Annotated in this window: 15 protein-coding genes; 11 read left to right on the top strand and 4 right to left on the bottom strand. The window is 62.8% G+C overall.

The genetic code is table 11. The features are described 5' to 3' along the window. Window positions 1-403 precede the first annotated feature (403 nt). Genes D9V28_RS11525 through D9V28_RS11510 form a run of 4 tightly spaced genes read left to right on the top strand, consistent with a single transcriptional unit; the run spans window position 404 to window position 3901 of the window. Complete coding sequence (locus tag D9V28_RS11525; protein ID WP_121659891.1) at window positions 404-1393, top strand: ABC transporter substrate-binding protein; 990 nt, start codon at window positions 404-406, stop codon at window positions 1391-1393. Window positions 1394-1409: 16 nt separating this feature from the next. Further along, window positions 1410-2231 carry an ABC transporter permease gene (locus tag D9V28_RS11520; protein ID WP_121659890.1) on the top strand — a complete coding sequence of 274 codons (822 nt, stop codon included), beginning with the start codon at window positions 1410-1412 and terminating at the stop codon, window positions 2229-2231. 51 nt (window positions 2232-2282) lie between these two features. Further along, window positions 2283-3044 (top strand): ABC transporter permease, encoded by a 762-nt coding sequence (locus D9V28_RS11515; protein WP_121659889.1) that lies wholly within the window; start codon window positions 2283-2285, stop codon window positions 3042-3044. A gap of 41 nt (window positions 3045-3085) precedes the next feature. Continuing rightward, window positions 3086-3901 carry an ABC transporter ATP-binding protein gene (locus D9V28_RS11510; protein WP_121659888.1) on the top strand — a complete coding sequence of 272 codons (816 nt, stop codon included), beginning with the start codon at window positions 3086-3088 and terminating at the stop codon, window positions 3899-3901. A 156-nt stretch (window positions 3902-4057) separates the two neighbouring features. Here D9V28_RS11510 and D9V28_RS11505 read toward each other — a convergent pair whose 3' ends face one another. Further along, window positions 4058-4948, bottom strand: a complete 891-nt coding sequence (locus D9V28_RS11505) for a VOC family protein (RefSeq protein ID WP_121659887.1) — start codon at window positions 4946-4948, stop codon at window positions 4058-4060. 106 nt (window positions 4949-5054) lie between these two features. Then, complete coding sequence (locus D9V28_RS11500; protein WP_183086509.1) at window positions 5055-5756, bottom strand: GntR family transcriptional regulator; 702 nt, start codon at window positions 5754-5756, stop codon at window positions 5055-5057. Between the two features lie 140 nt (window positions 5757-5896). Between D9V28_RS11500 and D9V28_RS11495 the strand changes: the two genes are divergently transcribed. From D9V28_RS11495 to D9V28_RS11480, 4 genes are read left to right on the top strand one after another with little or no spacing between them, the layout of a single operon-like run. Next, window positions 5897-6742 (top strand): fumarylacetoacetate hydrolase family protein, encoded by an 846-nt coding sequence (locus D9V28_RS11495; protein ID WP_121659885.1) that lies wholly within the window; start codon window positions 5897-5899, stop codon window positions 6740-6742. Window positions 6743-6795: 53 nt separating this feature from the next. Beyond that, complete coding sequence (locus D9V28_RS11490) at window positions 6796-8451, top strand: bifunctional 3-(3-hydroxy-phenyl)propionate/3-hydroxycinnamic acid hydroxylase (RefSeq protein ID WP_183086508.1); 1656 nt, start codon at window positions 6796-6798, stop codon at window positions 8449-8451. Between the two features lie 22 nt (window positions 8452-8473). Next, complete coding sequence (locus D9V28_RS11485) at window positions 8474-10477, top strand: flavin-containing monooxygenase (protein WP_121659883.1); 2004 nt, start codon at window positions 8474-8476, stop codon at window positions 10475-10477. Then, the gene (locus tag D9V28_RS11480) at window positions 10474-11892 is read left to right on the top strand and encodes a carboxylesterase family protein (protein WP_121659882.1); all 1419 of its coding nucleotides are present in this window, start codon (window positions 10474-10476) and stop codon (window positions 11890-11892) included. The genes D9V28_RS11485 and D9V28_RS11480 overlap by 4 nt, the downstream gene beginning before the upstream one ends. Before the next feature lie 82 nt (window positions 11893-11974). Here D9V28_RS11480 and D9V28_RS11475 read toward each other — a convergent pair whose 3' ends face one another. Then, complete coding sequence (locus D9V28_RS11475) at window positions 11975-13510, bottom strand: GMC family oxidoreductase (RefSeq protein ID WP_121659881.1); 1536 nt, start codon at window positions 13508-13510, stop codon at window positions 11975-11977. 83 nt (window positions 13511-13593) lie between these two features. Here D9V28_RS11475 and D9V28_RS11470 point away from each other — a divergent pair, with 83 nt between their 5' ends. The 3 genes from D9V28_RS11470 (at window position 13594) to D9V28_RS11460 (ending at window position 16785) form a co-directional block, all read left to right on the top strand. Beyond that, entirely contained in the window at window positions 13594-14181 is a 588-nt protein-coding gene (locus D9V28_RS11470) for a TetR/AcrR family transcriptional regulator (RefSeq protein WP_121659880.1), read from the top strand. Between the two features lie 25 nt (window positions 14182-14206). Further along, the gene (locus D9V28_RS11465) at window positions 14207-15706 is read left to right on the top strand and encodes an aldehyde dehydrogenase family protein (protein ID WP_244934444.1); all 1500 of its coding nucleotides are present in this window, start codon (window positions 14207-14209) and stop codon (window positions 15704-15706) included. Window positions 15707-15783: 77 nt separating this feature from the next. Beyond that, a complete protein-coding gene (locus D9V28_RS11460; RefSeq protein WP_183086507.1) occupies window positions 15784-16785 on the top strand; it encodes an ABC transporter substrate-binding protein in 1002 nt (333 codons plus the stop codon). Window positions 16786-16984: 199 nt separating this feature from the next. Here the strand turns inward: D9V28_RS11460 and D9V28_RS16435 are convergent, their stop codons facing one another. Continuing rightward, window positions 16985-17107, bottom strand: a complete 123-nt coding sequence (locus D9V28_RS16435; RefSeq protein WP_268234426.1) for a hypothetical protein — start codon at window positions 17105-17107, stop codon at window positions 16985-16987. Window positions 17108-17116: the final 9 nt, after the last annotated feature.

Raw genomic sequence — 17116 nt, 5'->3', positions numbered from 1 at the left:
GCGCCGGAGTGGCACCTCGAAGAAAATCTTCGGGTGCCACTCCGGCGCGGTTTGTCTGTAGGCGCCCCAGAAGAGATCAATATCGCCGTGTGTTCCCGGTGGGGCTCAAACAGGCATAACGTGGTAGGTACGGCACCTTCGGGACGCACCGCACAACGATGTCTCCCGCCGGACGTCCGCTTCGGAATTCACACCCTCGGTCTTGGCATAGCGTGTGCTTTGCGCACGCCTGTCCGGCACGAGTTCGTTGGGTTTACGGGCCGGTCTGAGGCGCTCGGCGAGGAGCGTACAAGAAACGCCCAGCATAAATGTTGCTTAATTTGTCGATTACACGTTATTGTCCAAGTTATGCATTCTTTGTAGATGCAGTCTTGTCTGTTCTCAACGAGGAGAAAGAGCGACCATGAATCACACCAGAAGCACATTCGTCAGGAACGGCGTCGTCGCCATGGCGGCTGTCGCCGCTCTGAGCCTCGCAGCGTGCTCCAGCCCGGATGCCCCTGCGGCCGACGGCAAACCCATCGAGCTCACCGTGCTGCACGCGCCGATCAACTACGAGGCGGTCTACCTCGCTGAGGAACAGGGCTTTTTCAAGGACGCGAGCCTCGATGTCACGATCGTTCCCGGCGGCACCGCGCAGGACAACCTGGGCCAGCTTGCCGGCGGATCCGCCGATATCAGCATCGTCTCCTGGGATGCAGCGGTGACCGCAACTGCCGAGGACCTGCCTATCAAGCTCATCTCCGGCAACGGCATCATCAGCACCGAGGTCGACACGTCCGGAGTCTTCGTTCGTGGAGACAGCGGCATCACGTCGATCGCCGATCTGAAAGGCAAGACGATTGCCTTCAACTCCGTGGGCTCCGGCGGCAACGTGCCTGTGCTTCAGGCAATGGCCGAGGCCGGTCTTGACCCGAAAGAGGTCACTCAGGTGGCGCTCCCGTTCGCGAGCATGCAGACCGCCCTCGAGAACAGCCAGGTTGACGCGATCTTCCCGTCCGACAGCTTCTACTCCCAGGTGAAAGCGGTTGACACATTTGCCGAGATTTCCAACCCCTCGCGAGAGTTCCGGGGTGGCCTCGGGATCACCTTGTGGGCCGTGACGGAACCGTGGCTCGCGCAAAACGCCGAGACCGCGAAGAAGTTCAACGGCGCCATGGAAAAGGCTGTCGAGTTCTACAGCGACCCAGCCAACATTGACGCTGTCTACGAGGTTCGTTCGGAAGTTTCCGGACAGCCGATCGACGACGTGAAGGGCGCTCTTGTTGAGTACTCCCTCGCTATTGACCCCAAGGTTTCGCAAGACACCACAGACGCTCTAGCCGAATTCGGTTTTGTGACCGACCCGAAGAGCGTTGACGACATTCTCTGGACGGAGGCGCCGCGCAAGTAAGCGCGGTGGTACCCACATGACACTCGAAATGCAGGCACCGACGCCTACTGCCGTCAAGGCTGGTCGCGTCGGTTCCAAGGTCAATTGGGGGCTGACTCTCCAGCGAGTCCTTGCCCTCATCATCATCCTGGCGCTGTGGCAGGTTGCCGTGGTTGTCGGTCTTCTGCCGTCGATCACTCCGGGGGTCATTGAGGTCTTCGGTGCAATCGGGGCAGCCTTGACGATGCCGACATTCTGGGCAGCACTCGGCCAGACCCTGACCGCGGCGACCACCGGATGGCTGATCTCGTGCGTTGTCGGTGTCACGCTGGGTCTCCTCATTGGGACGATTCGACCGCTCGACCGTTCCACCTCTGTGGTCGTCGAGTTCGGTCGGGCATTCCCGACCATCGCGCTCATGCCGGTCGTCATGCTGATGCTCGGCGCCACGATGACGATGGAAGTCACCATGGTCGTGCTGGCATCGGTGTGGCCCGTTCTGGTCCAGGCCATCCTCGGTTCGCGCCGGCTCGACCCGGCGATCGTTGATACCGTTCAGATCTTCCGCATTCCGCGGGCGCTCTGGTTTCGGCGGGTGCTTCTCCCCTCGGCGATGCCGTTCATCGCGACGGGAATTCGTATCTCGGCGTCCATCTCGATTCTCGCTGCGGTTGGCGTGGAGGTCCTGACGCAGGTTCCCGGGCTCGGGCGCCTCATCACCCTGGCACAGGAAGCGCAGCGCTGGGATATGGCCTTCGCCTACCTCTTCTTCGCAGGGCTGTTCGGGTGGGGAATTGCCACCCTCCTGGCCTGGGGCGAGAAATCCCTTCTGGCCTGGAATAGGCAGAGCGATGACTGAGCCGCGGGATATTCACACAACCATGCCAACTGGAACGGAGGGTGAGTCACTATGAAAACCCTGACCAATATTCTCTGGTGGCTCTGGCTGCCTGTGGTACTCGTCATCCTGTGGTGGTTCGCGTCAGCACAGAGCACGAACCTATTTGTACCGCCGCTGCAAAAGATTGTGGAGAGCACGATTCGGGACTTCGGCAACGGACTCCTGCTGACCGCAATGGCTACAAGCCTCGTCAACCTCGTGCTTGGCCTTCTGATCGCGATTCTGTTCGGAGTCATCTTTGGCCTCATCATTGGCGAAACCCGTCGGCTTCGTCTGATCCTCGATCCGTTCATCCACTTCTTCCGGTCCGTTCCTCAGTCGGCGCTCGTGCCGTTGATTATCGGCGCCTTCGGAATTGGTGCGGAACCCAAGATCTACGCTGTGGCGTTCGCCTGTGTTTGGCCGATCATGCTCAACACCATCGACGGCACCCGGAGCGTTGAAGTCGGCGTTCGACAGGTGTCGCGAGTCTTTGGCATCCCGAAGATGTTGTACTTCCGCCGGGTCGTGCTGCCCGGCGCGATGCCGCAGATTGTCGCTGGAGTTCGTGTAGCGCTTCCGATCGGCATCGTGGTCATGGTGGTTTCGGAGCTCTTCGCCTCCAACATGGGCCTTGGCTTCTACATCCTCAATTCCTCGAGCACCTTCAGGATCCCGGAAACCTGGGGTGGAGCGATGCTCGTCGGAGTCATCGGCTATTTCCTCGTCATGGTCTTCTCGCTGTTCGAGAAGCGACTGCTGTCCTGGTACTTCAAGTCCGCCGCTCGGTAACCCGAACAGCCATCGACTAACACAACTGTAAGGAGTCAATTATGACGATCCCTCAATCCATTCACACAGGAACGCTGACGACTACCGGAAACGTGCTCCTGAAGGTCGACAATATTGCGCTCGGATACGGCGAAGGTGCCGCCGAGAAGCGGATCGTTGATGCCCTGAGCTTCGACGTCGGCCTTGGCGAGTTCATCTCGATCGTCGGTCCGTCCGGTGTCGGCAAAACAACCCTCCTGCGAGGCCTCTCCGGTCTCCTCAAGCCGAAGGTCGGCCAGGTCGTCGTTGGTGGGCATGTCGTGAGCGGTCCCCATCCCGATATCGCTGTGGTTTTTCAGGATTACTCACGCTCCTTGATGCCATGGATGAGCACGAGAGAAAACGTCGCGTTCCCCCTGCAGGGTCGCGGGGCTGGAAAGGCCGAACGTAACAAGGAGGCGGAGGCCGCCCTTGAGGCGGTCGGACTCGGGGGGCAGGGCGACAAGTACCCGTGGGAGATGTCCGGCGGAATGCAGCAGCGTGTTGCGATCGCACGGGCGCTTGCCTACAACGCGAAGGTCCTTCTCATGGACGAGCCGTTTGCCTCCGTTGATGCGCAAACGCGATTCGACCTCGAAGATCTCGTCATCGACCTGCGCGAGAAGCTGGGTGTGACCATCATCCTGGTTACCCACGATGTGGACGAAGCTATCTATCTCGCCGACAAGGTCATTGTGATCGCGGAAAAGCCGGCCACGGTCGTCGACGTGATCGAAACAGGATTCGGAACGCATCGTGACCAGGTTGCGACCAAAGCTGATCCTCGATTCCAGGACGCGCGAGCACGTATCCTGACGCGACTGCGTCACAACGACTGACCGCCAGGAGCGCAAAGAGAGACCATCCGACAGTGTCGGGTGGTCTCTCTTTTTTGTATCCTCAAGCACCGACTCGCGGGGACGGCCGCGGTGGCCACACAGAAACGGACCTGGGCTCGCGTCAACGAGTCCAGGTCCGCTATTTTGCCTATCCGTCTACTTCGCGGTCACGGCCTCGGTGGCCGGGAACAATCCATGCGAGCGGAACTCGGTGAAGTCGTAGATTGACCACTTCGTTGCCCATGCGAGGTTGTCGCGCGGCCAGACGATGGGAGGCCGCTCGTCGTCGTAGATGTGCTCGAGATCGGCGTACAGCTCGACGACGGCGCCGGTGGGCTCAACATAGTACGCGGCCATATTGTGCCCGGCGCCGTGTCGTACCGGCCCCATCAGGAGGCGCAGACCGCGCTCGTGAAGTCGGTCACCGACCTTGCCCAGTTCGGCGATTGACTGAACCTGCCACGCGTGGTGGTGGAGCCAGCCTTTGCCCTTGATCAGTGCGATGCCGTGGTGCTCAGCGTTGCATCGCAAGAAGTACGCGAAGTCATCGCCGATGACATCGCTCACGCGGAAGTCGAGGGTGGTGACGAAAAAGTCGAGCATGGCCTGCAAGTGCTTCGGGTGAAGATTGACGTGACCGAACCTGTCGGGAGCGTGTCCGCTCGCCAGAATGTCCGCACTTTCTGGGCCGATGTAGATCTCGAAGATGAAATCCTCGGGTCCGATGAATGCGAAGCCGTCCTCAACCCCCGCGTGAAGCGGCGACTCGGAGACGATCGGGTAGCCCGCATCCCGAATTCTCTGGCGCGCAAGGTTGAGGCCGGATCGTCCGGATGCGATGAGCCCAATTTGGCCGACGCCGTGTCTCGGGGCGTCGATGTAGACCATCTCGTGGTGCTTTTTTGCCGCCGATGACATATAAACGGCGTTGCCGCTTCGCCCGGTTTCTACGAGACCGAGAATGTCCTTCGCGTGGGCGGTTGAGGCCTCAATATCGCTCGTATGAAGAGAGATATAGCCGATCTCGCTGATGACCCCGAATGCCATGGTGCTCCTATCGCCGGTGGATGAGGCGAATACTAAAAGCCTCGATTGTGCAAAGTTTACCAATAATGCACTAAGTTGGCCACCCTGGTTCTCCCAGCACTCAAATTCAGGCGGCGGAGTCGCCAAGCGCTTCCGGCAGCAGGCCCGCCTTCATGATGAGCTCCATGGTCAGGCTGTAATGCTGTCGAAGCAGTTTTCCCGCACGCGCCGCATCCCGATTAGTGGCGGCATCCAGGATCTCGCGGTGCTCGTCCTCGATGTTGCGGCCGAGGAGCTCCTTAGTCGGCACGGCCCAGCGGCGATACATGGAGTTGCCGTCGGCCAGCGTGGCCGAGAGCTCGATGAGCACGGGCAGCCCGCAGGACGAGAGCAGCTTGGCGTGGAATGCCTCGTGGGCGGTCAGCCATTCCTCGGTTACGCGCCCGCTACCGTCTGATGCGTGACGCGGCGTGCGTTCGAGGGTGTGGTGCGCAGCGTGGGCTTCTGCCTCCCACTGAAGGCTGCCTCGCTCGATGGCCAGCTGTATGCCAAATTCCTCGGCGCGGCATCGGAGCTCGTTGAAGTCTCGCAGCTCGTCGATCGACAGTGTCGGCACGAAGAATCCTCGATTGGGCTTGAGCTCAACCAGTCGGGCGCCTGTAAGGCGGGTGAGCGCCTCCCGCACCACGGTGCTACTCGTCTCATAGTGCGCCGACAGGGCGGCCAGCTGGAGCTTTTCGCCCGGGTGCCAGAGCCCGCTGAGGATGTCTAGCCGTAAACGTTCGCGCACCTTGGTGCTGAGGGTATCGGAATCGCCGCGTCGTGCCATATATGCAATATAGGGCCATCTCCGGTAAGTCGGGGGATTAAATAATGCATTACTCGTCAGGAATGCACAATCGATGTATAGTAGTGACCGCGTCCGCGTTCCGGACCTATGATTTGCCAGCGATGTCAGAGGGGACATAAATGCGATACGTCAGCTACAAAACGACCAGTGGTCACGTCACATGGGGCGTCGAAGAAGGCGGGACTCTCTTCGACCTCGGCCCGAGCGGCCGCCAGGTGGCGGACACCCTGCGAGACGCCATCGTCGGTGACCTTCTGAGTGCCACGCCCGACTACGCCGACGCTCCGTCACAGGCCGAGGAAGGCACAGAATTCGTTCCAGTCGTCGGCGGATCTCCCAAGGTGATCTGTATCGGTGTCAACTACCGGAGTCACAAGGAAGAGACCGGCCGGGCCGACGTTGAGTTCCCCACCGTGTTCTCGCGCTTCTCAGACACCCTGTGGCCACACGGTGCCGACGTAACCATCCCTGCAGAGAGCGAAAAGTACGACTACGAGGGCGAGGTCGCGCTGGTGATCGGGAAGCCGGCCTTCAAGGTGTCCCGCGAGGACGCGTTTGACCACGTCGCTGGCTATGCGGTATTCAACGACTTCTCGGCCAGGGACTGGCAGCGTCACACGGGCCAGTGGATCCCGGGCAAGAACTTTCCCGAGTCCGGAACGTTCGGACCCTACTACGTGCCTGCATCCGATATCGGAGACATCGAAGCGCTGGAGATCACAACGCGTGTCAATGGTGAGGTGCGCCAGCAGGCGACACTCGCTGACCTCATCTTCGACATCCCAGCCCAAATCGAATACGTGACAACGTTCACGAAGTTGGAGCCCGGCGACATCATCGTTACGGGAACCCCCGGCGGTGTTGGCCTCTTCATGGATCCTCCGACATTCCTCCAGGACGGCGACCTCGTCGAAGTCGAGGTTACCGGTCTCGGCACGCTGAAAAACCGGATGGTCAAGGGCTGATCTAGCCGACCGCCGCTCTGGTCGGCTCAACCGCGTTCATGCAAGGAGGCATCGTGGAGAAACGAATACCCGAACCGTCCCGAGTCATTGTGATCGGAGGGGGCCCAGTCGGACTGGTGACGGCGCTTCTTCTCGCTGATGCAGGTGTGGCCACGACCGTCGTCGAGCGGGCTCTGGCGCCGGGTGACCTGCCTCGTGCCATCAGTCTGCAAGACGAATCCTTCCGGGTGTTCGAGCAGCTGGGTATCGCGGACGCGTTGAAGTCCGAGTCGTTGCTTGACACCGGCAGCCGGTACTTCGGGCTTAACGGTCGCCTCCTCGCGGAGGCGAAGCCAAGCCCGTCGCGGTTGGGGCACCCGGCCAAGACGCAATTTGACCAGCCCATCCTCGAGCAGCTGTTGTTCGACCGGGCGGTCGAGCACCCCGGCGTGACGTTACTTCTCGGTACGGAGGCAACCGCAATCACCCATGACGTGAACGGGGTTACCGTTCACGTCACCGAGCGCGGCGTCACCCGGCAGCTCTCAGCCGAGTGGTTGGTCGGAGCGGACGGCGGGCGAAGCTTCACGCGCTCAGCGCTCGGCATCCGCCTTGATGGCAGCACCCAGACGCAACGGTGGATCGTCGTTGACCTGCTGAACGAGCGCGCGCAGCACGAGCCGTTCGCAGAGTTTCACTGCGACGGGAAGCGTCCGTACGTACTCGTCCCGGGCGTGAACGGTCGCCTGCGAATTGAGTTCATGCTCTTCGACCACGAAGACCCTGACGAGATGACCACGCCGACCAACATCCGTAACCTCCTCGTTCCCGCATTCCGAAACAAGCTGCTCCCCGGAGATGTGCGCCGTGCCGCCGTGTACGTTGCCCACCAGCGGGTGGCGCACAACTACCGGTCCGGCCGGGCATTCCTCGTCGGCGACGCCGCGCACCTCATGCCGCCGTTCGCTGGCCAGGGACTCAACGCCGGTGTCCGCGACGCGGCCAACCTGGCCTGGAAGCTCATTGAGGCGATCAAGGGTGGCGCCAGCGAGCGGCTCCTCGACAGCTACGAGATCGAGCGGCGCGCCCACGGGGCGAAGATGGTGAAAATTTCCCGCCGGGTCGGTGCAGTGGTGATGGCGACCAACCCACTTGCTACCCAGACACGTGACGCCGTCGTACGGCTCGTCAATCTCGTTCCCAGCGCCCGGCGCTATCTGGCCAACATGAGGTTCATCACCCCGCCCGACTACTCGGCCGGCGTGGCCGTGCTGCCTGGTGACGGTCCGAAGTTTGCCGGAGTTCAGATCGGGCGCGCGCTCAGCCAACCGACCGTCACGGACGTCGACGGCAATCGTGCGGGTCTCGACACGTATCTCGGGCGAGGGTGGGCGCTGATTGGCGTCGGCATCAACCCCGAGAAAGCATCCGCCTACTGGAACGGTATTGACGCGACACGCATCCACCTGCTTCCGCCAGGGGTTGCGCCACAGAAGTCAGCGGCAGGCGCCGAGGTAATTGACCTTGCCGAGACCGCAGCCGCCCTCACCGGAGCAACCGGGGGAGAACCGGTCTTCATCGCGGTGCGACCGGATCGCTACGTGGCAGCCGTCTTCGCGGCATCCGACGAACAGCGCGTGGTTGAAGAGCTTCGTAACTTTATCGACGATCGAGCGCGTGAGGCTCGCTCGCCCCAGCTTGATTCATCTGAGCGGCGCGACGTCGCATGAGCACGACCTTGAGGAGCAAGAGATGACCATGAGCCTGACACCAGCGCCCAAGTCCACCGACGCGGAGGGCCGTTTCGGCGACCTCTACTGGGTCGACGAGTACCCGGCCATTACCGAGAGCGACGATGAGCTGCGCGCCTTCGTCGCGCGGGCGGAGCTCCCTGTTCTGCTCGCGTCACTCGCGGCTGCGCTTCGCGACACGAGCATTCTCGAACCGGGGCTCGTGCCGCCTCTCCCGCCCATGGGACCGTACCTCGAGATGCACGGTGGAATGACGCCGGCGCAGCAGGAACGCGCTCGCGAAGTGGGTCTTGCCGGCCTTCAGCGGCTGCGCGACGACGGCATCCGTTCTGTTGATGTTTTGCCGCAGGAGATGGCCGACGAGATCCTCGCCTGGTTCACCGGCGGACGCTCGCACGATGCGGGCTACGCAGGGCAGCTCAAACACGAACTGGACCTTGCCCCAGACAAAAACGGTCAGGCTGACTGGAACTTCGACGACATCGCCGAAGGCCGCGAGTTTGAGGTGCTGATCGTCGGAGCGGGAATCTCCGGTATCGCGGCGGCATGGCGGCTCCAGGAAGCGGGTCTCCCGTTCACCTGGATCGAAGGAGCGCACCGCACGGGTGGCACATGGTGGAAGAACAACTACCCGGGAGTACGCCTCGACACTCCTACATACGGGTACAGCTTCTCGTTCGCCCAGCGCACCGACTGGCCACACCAGTTCGCCCAGGGCCACGAAGTGCTCGAGTATCTCGAGGAGGTGTTCACACGTGCGGGCTGGAACGACGACACCGTTGAATTCGGAACGAAACTTCTCAAGGCCGAGTTTGACGAAGCGTCCGGCACCTGGCTCGCCACAACTTTGACCGACGGAAAAGAGACCACGCGTCGCTTCCAGGCGATCATGACGGGGGTCGGCCAGCTCGACCATCCGATGATTCCGGAATGGCCGGGCCAAGACACCTTCCGGGGGGCTCAGATGCACTCCCAGGAGTGGAACCACGATGTCGACCTTGCGGGCAAACGGGTGGCCGTCATCGGCACAGGGGCGAGTGCTTATCAAATCGTGCCGGCGATCGCCGACGAAGTCTCCGAGCTGTACGTTTTCCAGCGCAGCGCGCCGTGGATGCTTCCGGCCGCGACTTATCACGACCTGGTGGGCGAGTCGGCTGAATGGCTGCACGCCAAGGTGCCGCACTACGGCCACTGGTTCCGGCTCTGGGTGACCGCCGGCGGTATTGACGGTCGACTGCACATCGCCAAGGCCGAGGATGGCTGGACGGGCGCTCCCGCCAGCGTCTCTCGAGCTAACGAAGACTTCCGCCAGGCCATTACCGAGCGGTATGAGCAGCAGTACGAGGGTCGTCCCGATCTTCTTGACGTTGCCATTCCCAACTATCCGCCGTCCGCCAAGCGCATGCTGCGTGACAACGGCGTCTGGGCGGCTGCCCTGCGCAAGCCACACACTCGGGTCATCTCGAATGGTCTCGTCGAGTTCACCCCAGACGGGCTCATCACCGGTGACGGCGAGAAGTTGGACGTCGACGTCGTGATCTATGCGACCGGATTCCGGCCGTCTGACTATCTCGACCCGATCGAAATCGTCGGCAGGGGTGGGCTGGAGATTCACGACTACTGGGGCGGCGACGCGAAAGCATTCGCGGGCATCACTGTCCCGAACTTCCCCAACCTGTTCATGTTGCTCGGCCCGAACACCGGTGGTGTTGTCGCGGGTGGACTCCACTTCATGATCGAGCGGGCCGCGGAATACGCGGTAAAGGCGATCCGCGAGCTCATCGTTCGCGACGCCAAGGCGCTCGACCTCAAGCAGGACGCGCTCGATCGCCACATTGCCTGGGTCGATGAAGGCAACTACGCGATGACCTGGGGCCAGCCGTACGTGAAGACCTGGTACAAGAACCGGTTCAACCGGGTGTCACAGGTATGGCCATACCGAACGAGTGAGTACTGGCTCGTCACCGAGCAGGTCAACGAGAACGATTATGAGTTCCTCAAGTGACCGAGGCTCCTGCGAGATCGAATAGCGGATGCCTCGACTCGGTTTTTCGGTATGGCGAGCGTACGGATGCGTCCTCGCGCTTCTCCGACGTCACGCTGCGCGCGTTCGACACGGTGGCGGAGCAGCCCCTCGCCTTTCCGCAGCGACCGGGCGGGTTGAATCCGCTCGTTGGTGGAGCCAACACCGAAATCGCTCAAAGTGAGGACGCGTTCCAGCTGAGAGTGCAAGCTCCTCTAGGCGCGAAAAACGCTCCCGTGGTGGTTTTTGTGCCAGGTGGAGGGTTCATGACTGGCAGCGGAAATGCGCGCTGGTTCACATCGCCCGAGCTGGTCGAGCGGGCGGGAGTGGTGCTGGTCACTGTCAACTACCGGATCGGTGCGCTCGGACACCTCGGGTCGACCGGGCAACCCGCCGAGTCGCAGGGCGGTCTTCGCGACCTTATTGTCGCCCTGCGCTGGGTGAACGAGCACATCGCCGAATTCGGGGGGAACCCGAACCAGGTCACCCTCAGCGGGGATTCCGCCGGAGCCTGGTACGCATTCGCCCTGTCTGCCCTCGAGGAGACCCGGGGGCTGTTCACTCGTGCGGCGCTGATCAGTTTGCCGTGGGAGCCTCCGCTCGCGGCTGGCGCTTACGCGGAGCGGCGCGACCTTGTCGCGAGCGAGCTTGACGGTATCGGCGGCCTCGACGGCGCAGCCATCGAGCAGGTCCTGGCCGCTCAATCCGCACTGTCACAGGCATACGCCGGCCGGGGGATGGCTCTCATGCCCGCCGCCGCGGGCGAGGTCACTGGCGATCTGCACGATTACACTTCCGTGGCGTCGCGCCTGCACATCTCCGAACTCGCCCTGCTCAGCACCAGTGAGGAAGCGGCAGCGTTTCTCTTCCCGGCGCCGGACCAGGCGTTTTCACCGGAGAGTGTCGGCGGCTTCATCGGTGCCAAATTCGACGACCCAGCGAAGGTCTCAGAATGGATCGCGCAGAAGCGTCCGGACGCGACGCCGAAACAACGCATGATCGAAGCGATGACCCTGCACCAGTTCCGCCTGGCCAACCTGGAACTGGCGGAGGCAACCACGGCGGCTGGTATTCCGACCTATGTGGCGAGCCTCTCGCTGCAAAGCCCGTTACCTGGTGCCCTCAGCCCCCATTGCTTCCCGCTGCCGTTTCTCTTTGGCGACCGAGAGGTCTGGCACGATGCGCCGATGCTCGACGGACTCGACGACGCGGTGTTCGACCAAACGTCACGCGCACTCCAGGACTGGTTCCTGGGGTTCGTGACAAGCGGCATCCCCAGTGTCAAAGGAGAGGGCGGCGAACGATTTGATCCGCTCCACCCGGCCCGTGTGGAGTTCGATGGCGACGCGGTGCGCTCGGAGACGCCCAGCGAGTTGGGGCTCGTCGCTCGGCGCTAGCCTTCCCGGCGAGCGCGCTGCTGCTCGGCCACGAGCGGTAACGGTGTCCACGCCGGCGGGCCATCCGCCCGCCGGCGACACCTCAGTGGCGGCTGTCCTGCAGCATCAGCTCCGCGGCGCGCTCGGCGACGGCGATCACCGCGATGTTGATGTTCGCACTTACGATGCTGGGGAAGATCGACGCGTCGACCACCCGCAGTCCGGAGAGGCCTCGCACGCGGCAGAGCGGATCGACGACGGCCGCGGGATCGTTCTCGGCGCCCATGCGAGCGGTCGACGACAGGTGCATCACGTCCTTCACCTGCCCGAGCAACTCGGCACGCGAGCGGGGCATGACAAGGTCGCCCTCCCGCAGCGCAACGAACTCCGGACGCTGCAGGAGGTCTTCGGCTCGCGCAAGCCCGTCGAGCATCCGCACATAGTCGGTCGGGTCCGTGAGCAGCCGCTGTTCGATGACCGGCGCGGTTCGAGGGTCGGCATCGGGCAGCCACAGCGAACCGCGCGAGAGGGACTGGTTGAGCTGGACGGCGAGACCGGCCTGGTCGTTGCCAAACCAATAGTTGTGGTTCGTGGCAAGAATCGCCACGTCGTTGCGCCCGGTGCCCGGCAACTCACTCGAAAACCGAATGGCGACATGTGTTGGCCGCATTCCCGGTGGAACGACCCTGTTCTCTCGCGGGTGGAACTGTGCGAACACGATCGCATGGTCCTGTGCGCCCTCACCCACCGGGAGGTCGGCCAGCATCGGAATGCCCAGGCGAGAAAGCTGCGCCGCCGGAGCGATGCCGCTGCGCGTGAGTATGGCGGGCGAGTGGGCGGCACCGGCCGAGAGAATAATTTCACCCCCGGGTGCCAGGGGCACACTGCTGCCATCGAGCAGTCGGACAGCGCGCGCGGTTTCTCCGGTGAACTCAACCCGGTCGACCTGGGCGTGTCCTCGGATCTCGAGGTTGGCCCTGCCCCGTGCGGGATCGAGGTACCCGTGATTGGTCGAGACCCGTCGCAGATCCCTCGTATGGTTTGCAGGGTACCTGCTTCGACCCGTCGTGTTCGGTCCGTTGTAGTCGTCATCCCAGCCGTATCCGAGGGATTCACCCGCCTGGTCCAGGGCGTTGTCGACGTCACCCCATCCGGAGCGGGCCTCTCGGTGGATGGGGATCGGGCCGGTGCCGCCATGAAACGGTGCGTCCGGGTAATCGAGATCGGTCTCGAGGCGGTTCAGTGGGGGCAGCATCTGCTCGTACCCCCAGCCCTCGGCCCCGCTCTGTTCCCACCGGCGCCAGTCTCCGGGCTCCGGTCGCGCGGCAATCAGCCCATTGACGCTGGAACTGCCACCGAGGCCCTTGCCTCGCGCATAGAGCATGGCTTCGCGTTCGGGGCGCCGCCTGGCGCGCACGTCAGTCCAGTAGTAGTCAGGTTCCATCTCGTGCGACGGAGCCATGGCCAGTCCCGTGCGGAGGGTGCGGTGCCGCAGGAACTCAGGGATCTCGGCGCCCGGGTAGTCGAGCCCGGCCTCAAGCAGGAGAACGCGGCGGGACCCGTCCGCGCTGAGCCTGTTGGCGAGTACCGATCCGGCAGAGCCGCCGCCGACGATGATGACATCCCACTCTTGGTTCACGTGTCCTCCATGACAGTGTTGTTCGTAAATCTTGCTTACAGCTGTTAGTTACTGTAGCTTACAGGTGAAAGGAAGTGACGGCCATGACCGATGTTGATCCCCGGGTCACCCGAACCCGGACGGCGCTTATCGCAGCCGCGCTCGGCCTGCTTGAAGAGATGGACGTGGCTGACCTCACCGTCGCCGCTGTGAGCTCGCGGGCCGGAGTGAGCCGGGTTGCGTTCTACGACCGGTTCGGCACGATGGACGCACTTCTCATCGCGGCGATGGAGGGAGAGCTTGACCGCGTGCGTGAAGCCGCCGCTGCCCTCCAGCTCGGAGTGAAGCGCGGGAGTGATGATCCGCCTGACGACCTCGTCGAGGTGTTCCGTGTCATCGCGCAACGGGCAGCGCTCTATCGAGCGATGCTGCAGGACACAGGAAGTATGGCTTTCCTCCACCGCATGCGTGAGGTTCTGCGTAGCGCGGTCGCCGCCTCCATGCATCGCCTGCCCGGCTCCGGAGAATGGCCCGTCGATCGAGAGACCTACTACGACTTCGTCGCCGGCGCGACACTCTCCGTCGTGATCGGATGGCTGAGCCGCAGCCCCGCTCCTGACGGAACCGAGATGGCGAAGCAGCTCTGGTGGCTCATCGAGCATCGGGCCGAAGCCATCGCCGCTTCGCACTGACCACCTACTGAACACCAAGGAGACGATGATGTCCCACGAGACAACGACGCTGACCATCCCGAAACCTCAGATCTTCACCCAGCCACTGAAGTTGCTCATCGACGGCGACTGGGTCGACGGTTCGGGTGACGCGCTTGACATTCACGATCCGTCAACAGGCCAGGTGATCAGCACATTCACTGGGGCGTCGGCTGACGATGTGGACCGAGCGGTCCGTGCGGCGAGTCGGGCTCTCGAGGGCGAATGGTCCACCATGCCGCCCTCTGTGCGAGGTCGCTTGCTGTGGCGTCTGGCCGACGCGCTCGAAGAGCATCTGGAAGAGTTCGCTCAGCTGGAATCGCTCAACACAGGCAAGCCACTGAGGGTCACCCGTAGCTTTGAGATTCCGCAGGCGATAGACATCCTGCGGTACAACGCAGGATGGGCCACGAAGCTCAATGGCGAAACCCGTGACGTTTCCCTACCGGGAGAATGGCACACCTATACGATGCGTCGCCCGCTCGGTGTCGCGGGGCTCATCGTGCCGTGGAACAACCCGCTTGTCATGGCCGTGGCGAAACTCGCGCCGGCATTGGCGGCCGGATGCACTGTCGTCCTGAAGCCCGCTGAGTTGACTCCGGTGACGGCCGCGCGGCTCGGGGAACTCGTGTGTGACCTGGGTTTCCCGGCCGGAGTGATCAACATCGTTCCCGGCCTCGGCACGGTGGCAGGGGAGGCTATCGCCACCCACCCGCTCGTCGACAAAGTCTCGTTTACCGGGTCGACCGCGGTGGGCCAGCACCTCCAGCGCACCACTGCGGCGAGCCTGAAACGTCTCTCGCTGGAACTCGGCGGCAAATCGCCTGTTCTGATTTTCGCGGATGCCGATCTCGACCGGGCAATTGACAGTGCGGCTCTCAGCATCTTCAGCAATTCGGGCCAGATCTGTGCAGCAGGGTCGCGGCTGTACGTGCAGAGCTCGGTTGCCGATCGGGTCATCGACGGTATCTCGGAACGGGCGAAGGCGCTGTCTCTCGGGGGCGGGCTCGAGGAGGGCACGACGATGGGGCCGCTCATCTCCGCCCGCCAACGCGAACGGGTCCTGCGCTACATCGGCGAGGGACTGGAGCAGGGGGCAGAGCTTGCTGCTGGCGGCTTCGCTCCCGATCGGCCGGGCTTCTTTGTGCAGCCGACGGTGCTCACGAACGCAGCGCCAGGGATGTCGGTCGTTGCGGAAGAGATCTTCGGACCCGTGCTGGTCACCCAGACCTTTGACGACCCAGAGGAGCTTGACGCGATTGTGGGCCGTGCCAATAACTCGGTGTACGGGCTTTCGGCCTACGTGTGGACGAGGGACCTGGCCCGTGCGCACCGGATTGCCCGGCGGCTGGCCGCGGGCAATGTGCGAGTCAACACCCACTCGGGTATGGACCCAAACATGCCATTTGGCGGGGTCAAAGCGTCGGGCTACGGCAAGGAAAACGGGCGTGAAGGCGTCGAGGCGTACACCGAGCTGACGTCGGTTGCCATGAACATCGGCGCGTGACGCCTCACAATCATGCTGCCATTTCGGCAGCGATGCAGGTCCAAAGACGGACAGGCATGACAAGGAAGGACACTTCAATGACACGACGGACATTCAGGGCGGCAGGCGTTCTCGCCGTAGTGGGTGTGACTGCGCTCGCCACGGGATGCGCAGGGGCAGCCGCGGGCGAGTCCGAGTCCACGGATGGCGGCACGAGCGCTCTCACGATCATCCATGCCCCTATCAACTACGAACTGCCCTACATCGCCGAGCAGGAGGGCTACTTCGATGAGGTGGGTCTCGACGTCACGATCAAGGCGGGCGGAACGCCGCAGGACAACCTTGCGCAAATCATGGGCGGCTCGGCGAACCTCACAATCACCGCCTGGGACACCGTCGTCACCGCGACTGCCGAGGGCATGCCCGTTCTCGCTGTCGCCGGCCAGGGAGTCGTGAGCAGCGCCTATGACACGAGTGGAATCATCGTTCGCGGCGACAGTGGTATCGAGTCGGTCGCCGACCTCTCAGGAAAGACGATCGCGTACAACGACCTCGGTGGCGGACCCCACATCGTCACCCAGCAGGCATTCGAAGCGGCTGGGCTTGCTGCAGACGACTTCGAAGCCATCAAGCTTCCCTACGCGAGCATGCAGGCCGCGCTTGAAGGCGGACAGGTCGATGCGGTCTTCCCGTCCGACAGCTTCTACGAGCAAATCTCGACTGTCCAGGAAAACGTGGTCATCGCAAACCCGACTCGCGAGTTCCGGGCGGGACTGCCGATCACGCTGTGGGCAGGAACGCAACAGTGGCTGGACGCAAACCCGGACACCGTACACAAGTTCGTCGAGGCTATGACGAAGGCGCTGGCGTTCTACGAAGACGACTCGAACCATGACGCTGTTCTCAAGATCCGGCAGGAAGTCAGCGGCATCACAGTCGAACAGGCAGCTGCGATGAAGACCGAGTTCCGAATTGAGATTCCCAATGGCGTCACCCAGTCGGTCACCGACGCCCTTGTGCAATTCGGTGCTGTCGAGAACAAAGAGGACGTGAAGACATCCAAGGAAGTGATCTGGAGCGAGGCACTGACCACGGACTGACATGCCAACGGTCGTAACACGCGCAGAGAAGTGCCGGGCAGTGTGACCTGCCCGGCACTTCTGTGAGTGCCGTGGTCACGCGAGATCCTGAGGAATCCGGCCGCGTCGCGAGGCTGTGCGGTGGGGAGCACATGAGAAGTGCCGGGTGGTTGAAACCACCCGGCACTTCCCTCTGAGCGCTCCGATGAAGCGAGATCCATTAGGCGTGCGGGGCAGCGCTCCAAATGATCTCGTCCACCGTGAGCGGTTTCGTCACCATGTTGAATCGCCCGAGCTGCTCGATCGCTTTCGAGCCAGCCTCCGGATCCAGAGCGAGTCGCATGGCAGGCAG

The organism is Mycetocola zhadangensis (assembly GCF_003668565.1).
GTDB classification, from domain to species: Bacteria; Actinomycetota; Actinomycetes; order Actinomycetales; family Microbacteriaceae; genus Mycetocola_A; species Mycetocola_A zhadangensis.
This window is presented reverse-complemented; position numbering and strand designations above follow the sequence as displayed.

Excerpts from the sequence above, each read along its gene's own strand:
- D9V28_RS11525 (WP_121659891.1), top strand. The coding sequence starts at position 404 with ATGAATCACACCAGAAGCACATTCGTCAGGAACGGCGTCGTCGCCATG.
- D9V28_RS11520 (WP_121659890.1), top strand. The coding sequence starts at position 1,410 with ATGACACTCGAAATGCAGGCACCGACGCCTACTGCCGTCAAGGCTGGT.
- D9V28_RS11515 (WP_121659889.1), top strand. The coding sequence starts at position 2,283 with ATGAAAACCCTGACCAATATTCTCTGGTGGCTCTGGCTGCCTGTGGTA.
- D9V28_RS11510 (WP_121659888.1), top strand. The coding sequence starts at position 3,086 with ATGACGATCCCTCAATCCATTCACACAGGAACGCTGACGACTACCGGA.
- D9V28_RS11505 (WP_121659887.1), bottom strand. The coding sequence starts at position 4,948 with ATGGCATTCGGGGTCATCAGCGAGATCGGCTATATCTCTCTTCATACG.
- D9V28_RS11500 (WP_183086509.1), bottom strand. The coding sequence starts at position 5,756 with ATGGCACGACGCGGCGATTCCGATACCCTCAGCACCAAGGTGCGCGAA.
- D9V28_RS11495 (WP_121659885.1), top strand. The coding sequence starts at position 5,897 with ATGCGATACGTCAGCTACAAAACGACCAGTGGTCACGTCACATGGGGC.
- D9V28_RS11485 (WP_121659883.1), top strand. The coding sequence starts at position 8,474 with ATGACCATGAGCCTGACACCAGCGCCCAAGTCCACCGACGCGGAGGGC.
- D9V28_RS11470 (WP_121659880.1), top strand. The coding sequence starts at position 13,594 with ATGACCGATGTTGATCCCCGGGTCACCCGAACCCGGACGGCGCTTATC.
- D9V28_RS11465 (WP_244934444.1), top strand. The coding sequence starts at position 14,207 with ATGATGTCCCACGAGACAACGACGCTGACCATCCCGAAACCTCAGATC.
- D9V28_RS11460 (WP_183086507.1), top strand. The coding sequence starts at position 15,784 with ATGACACGACGGACATTCAGGGCGGCAGGCGTTCTCGCCGTAGTGGGT.
- D9V28_RS16435 (WP_268234426.1), bottom strand. The coding sequence starts at position 17,107 with ATGCGACTCGCTCTGGATCCGGAGGCTGGCTCGAAAGCGATCGAGCAG.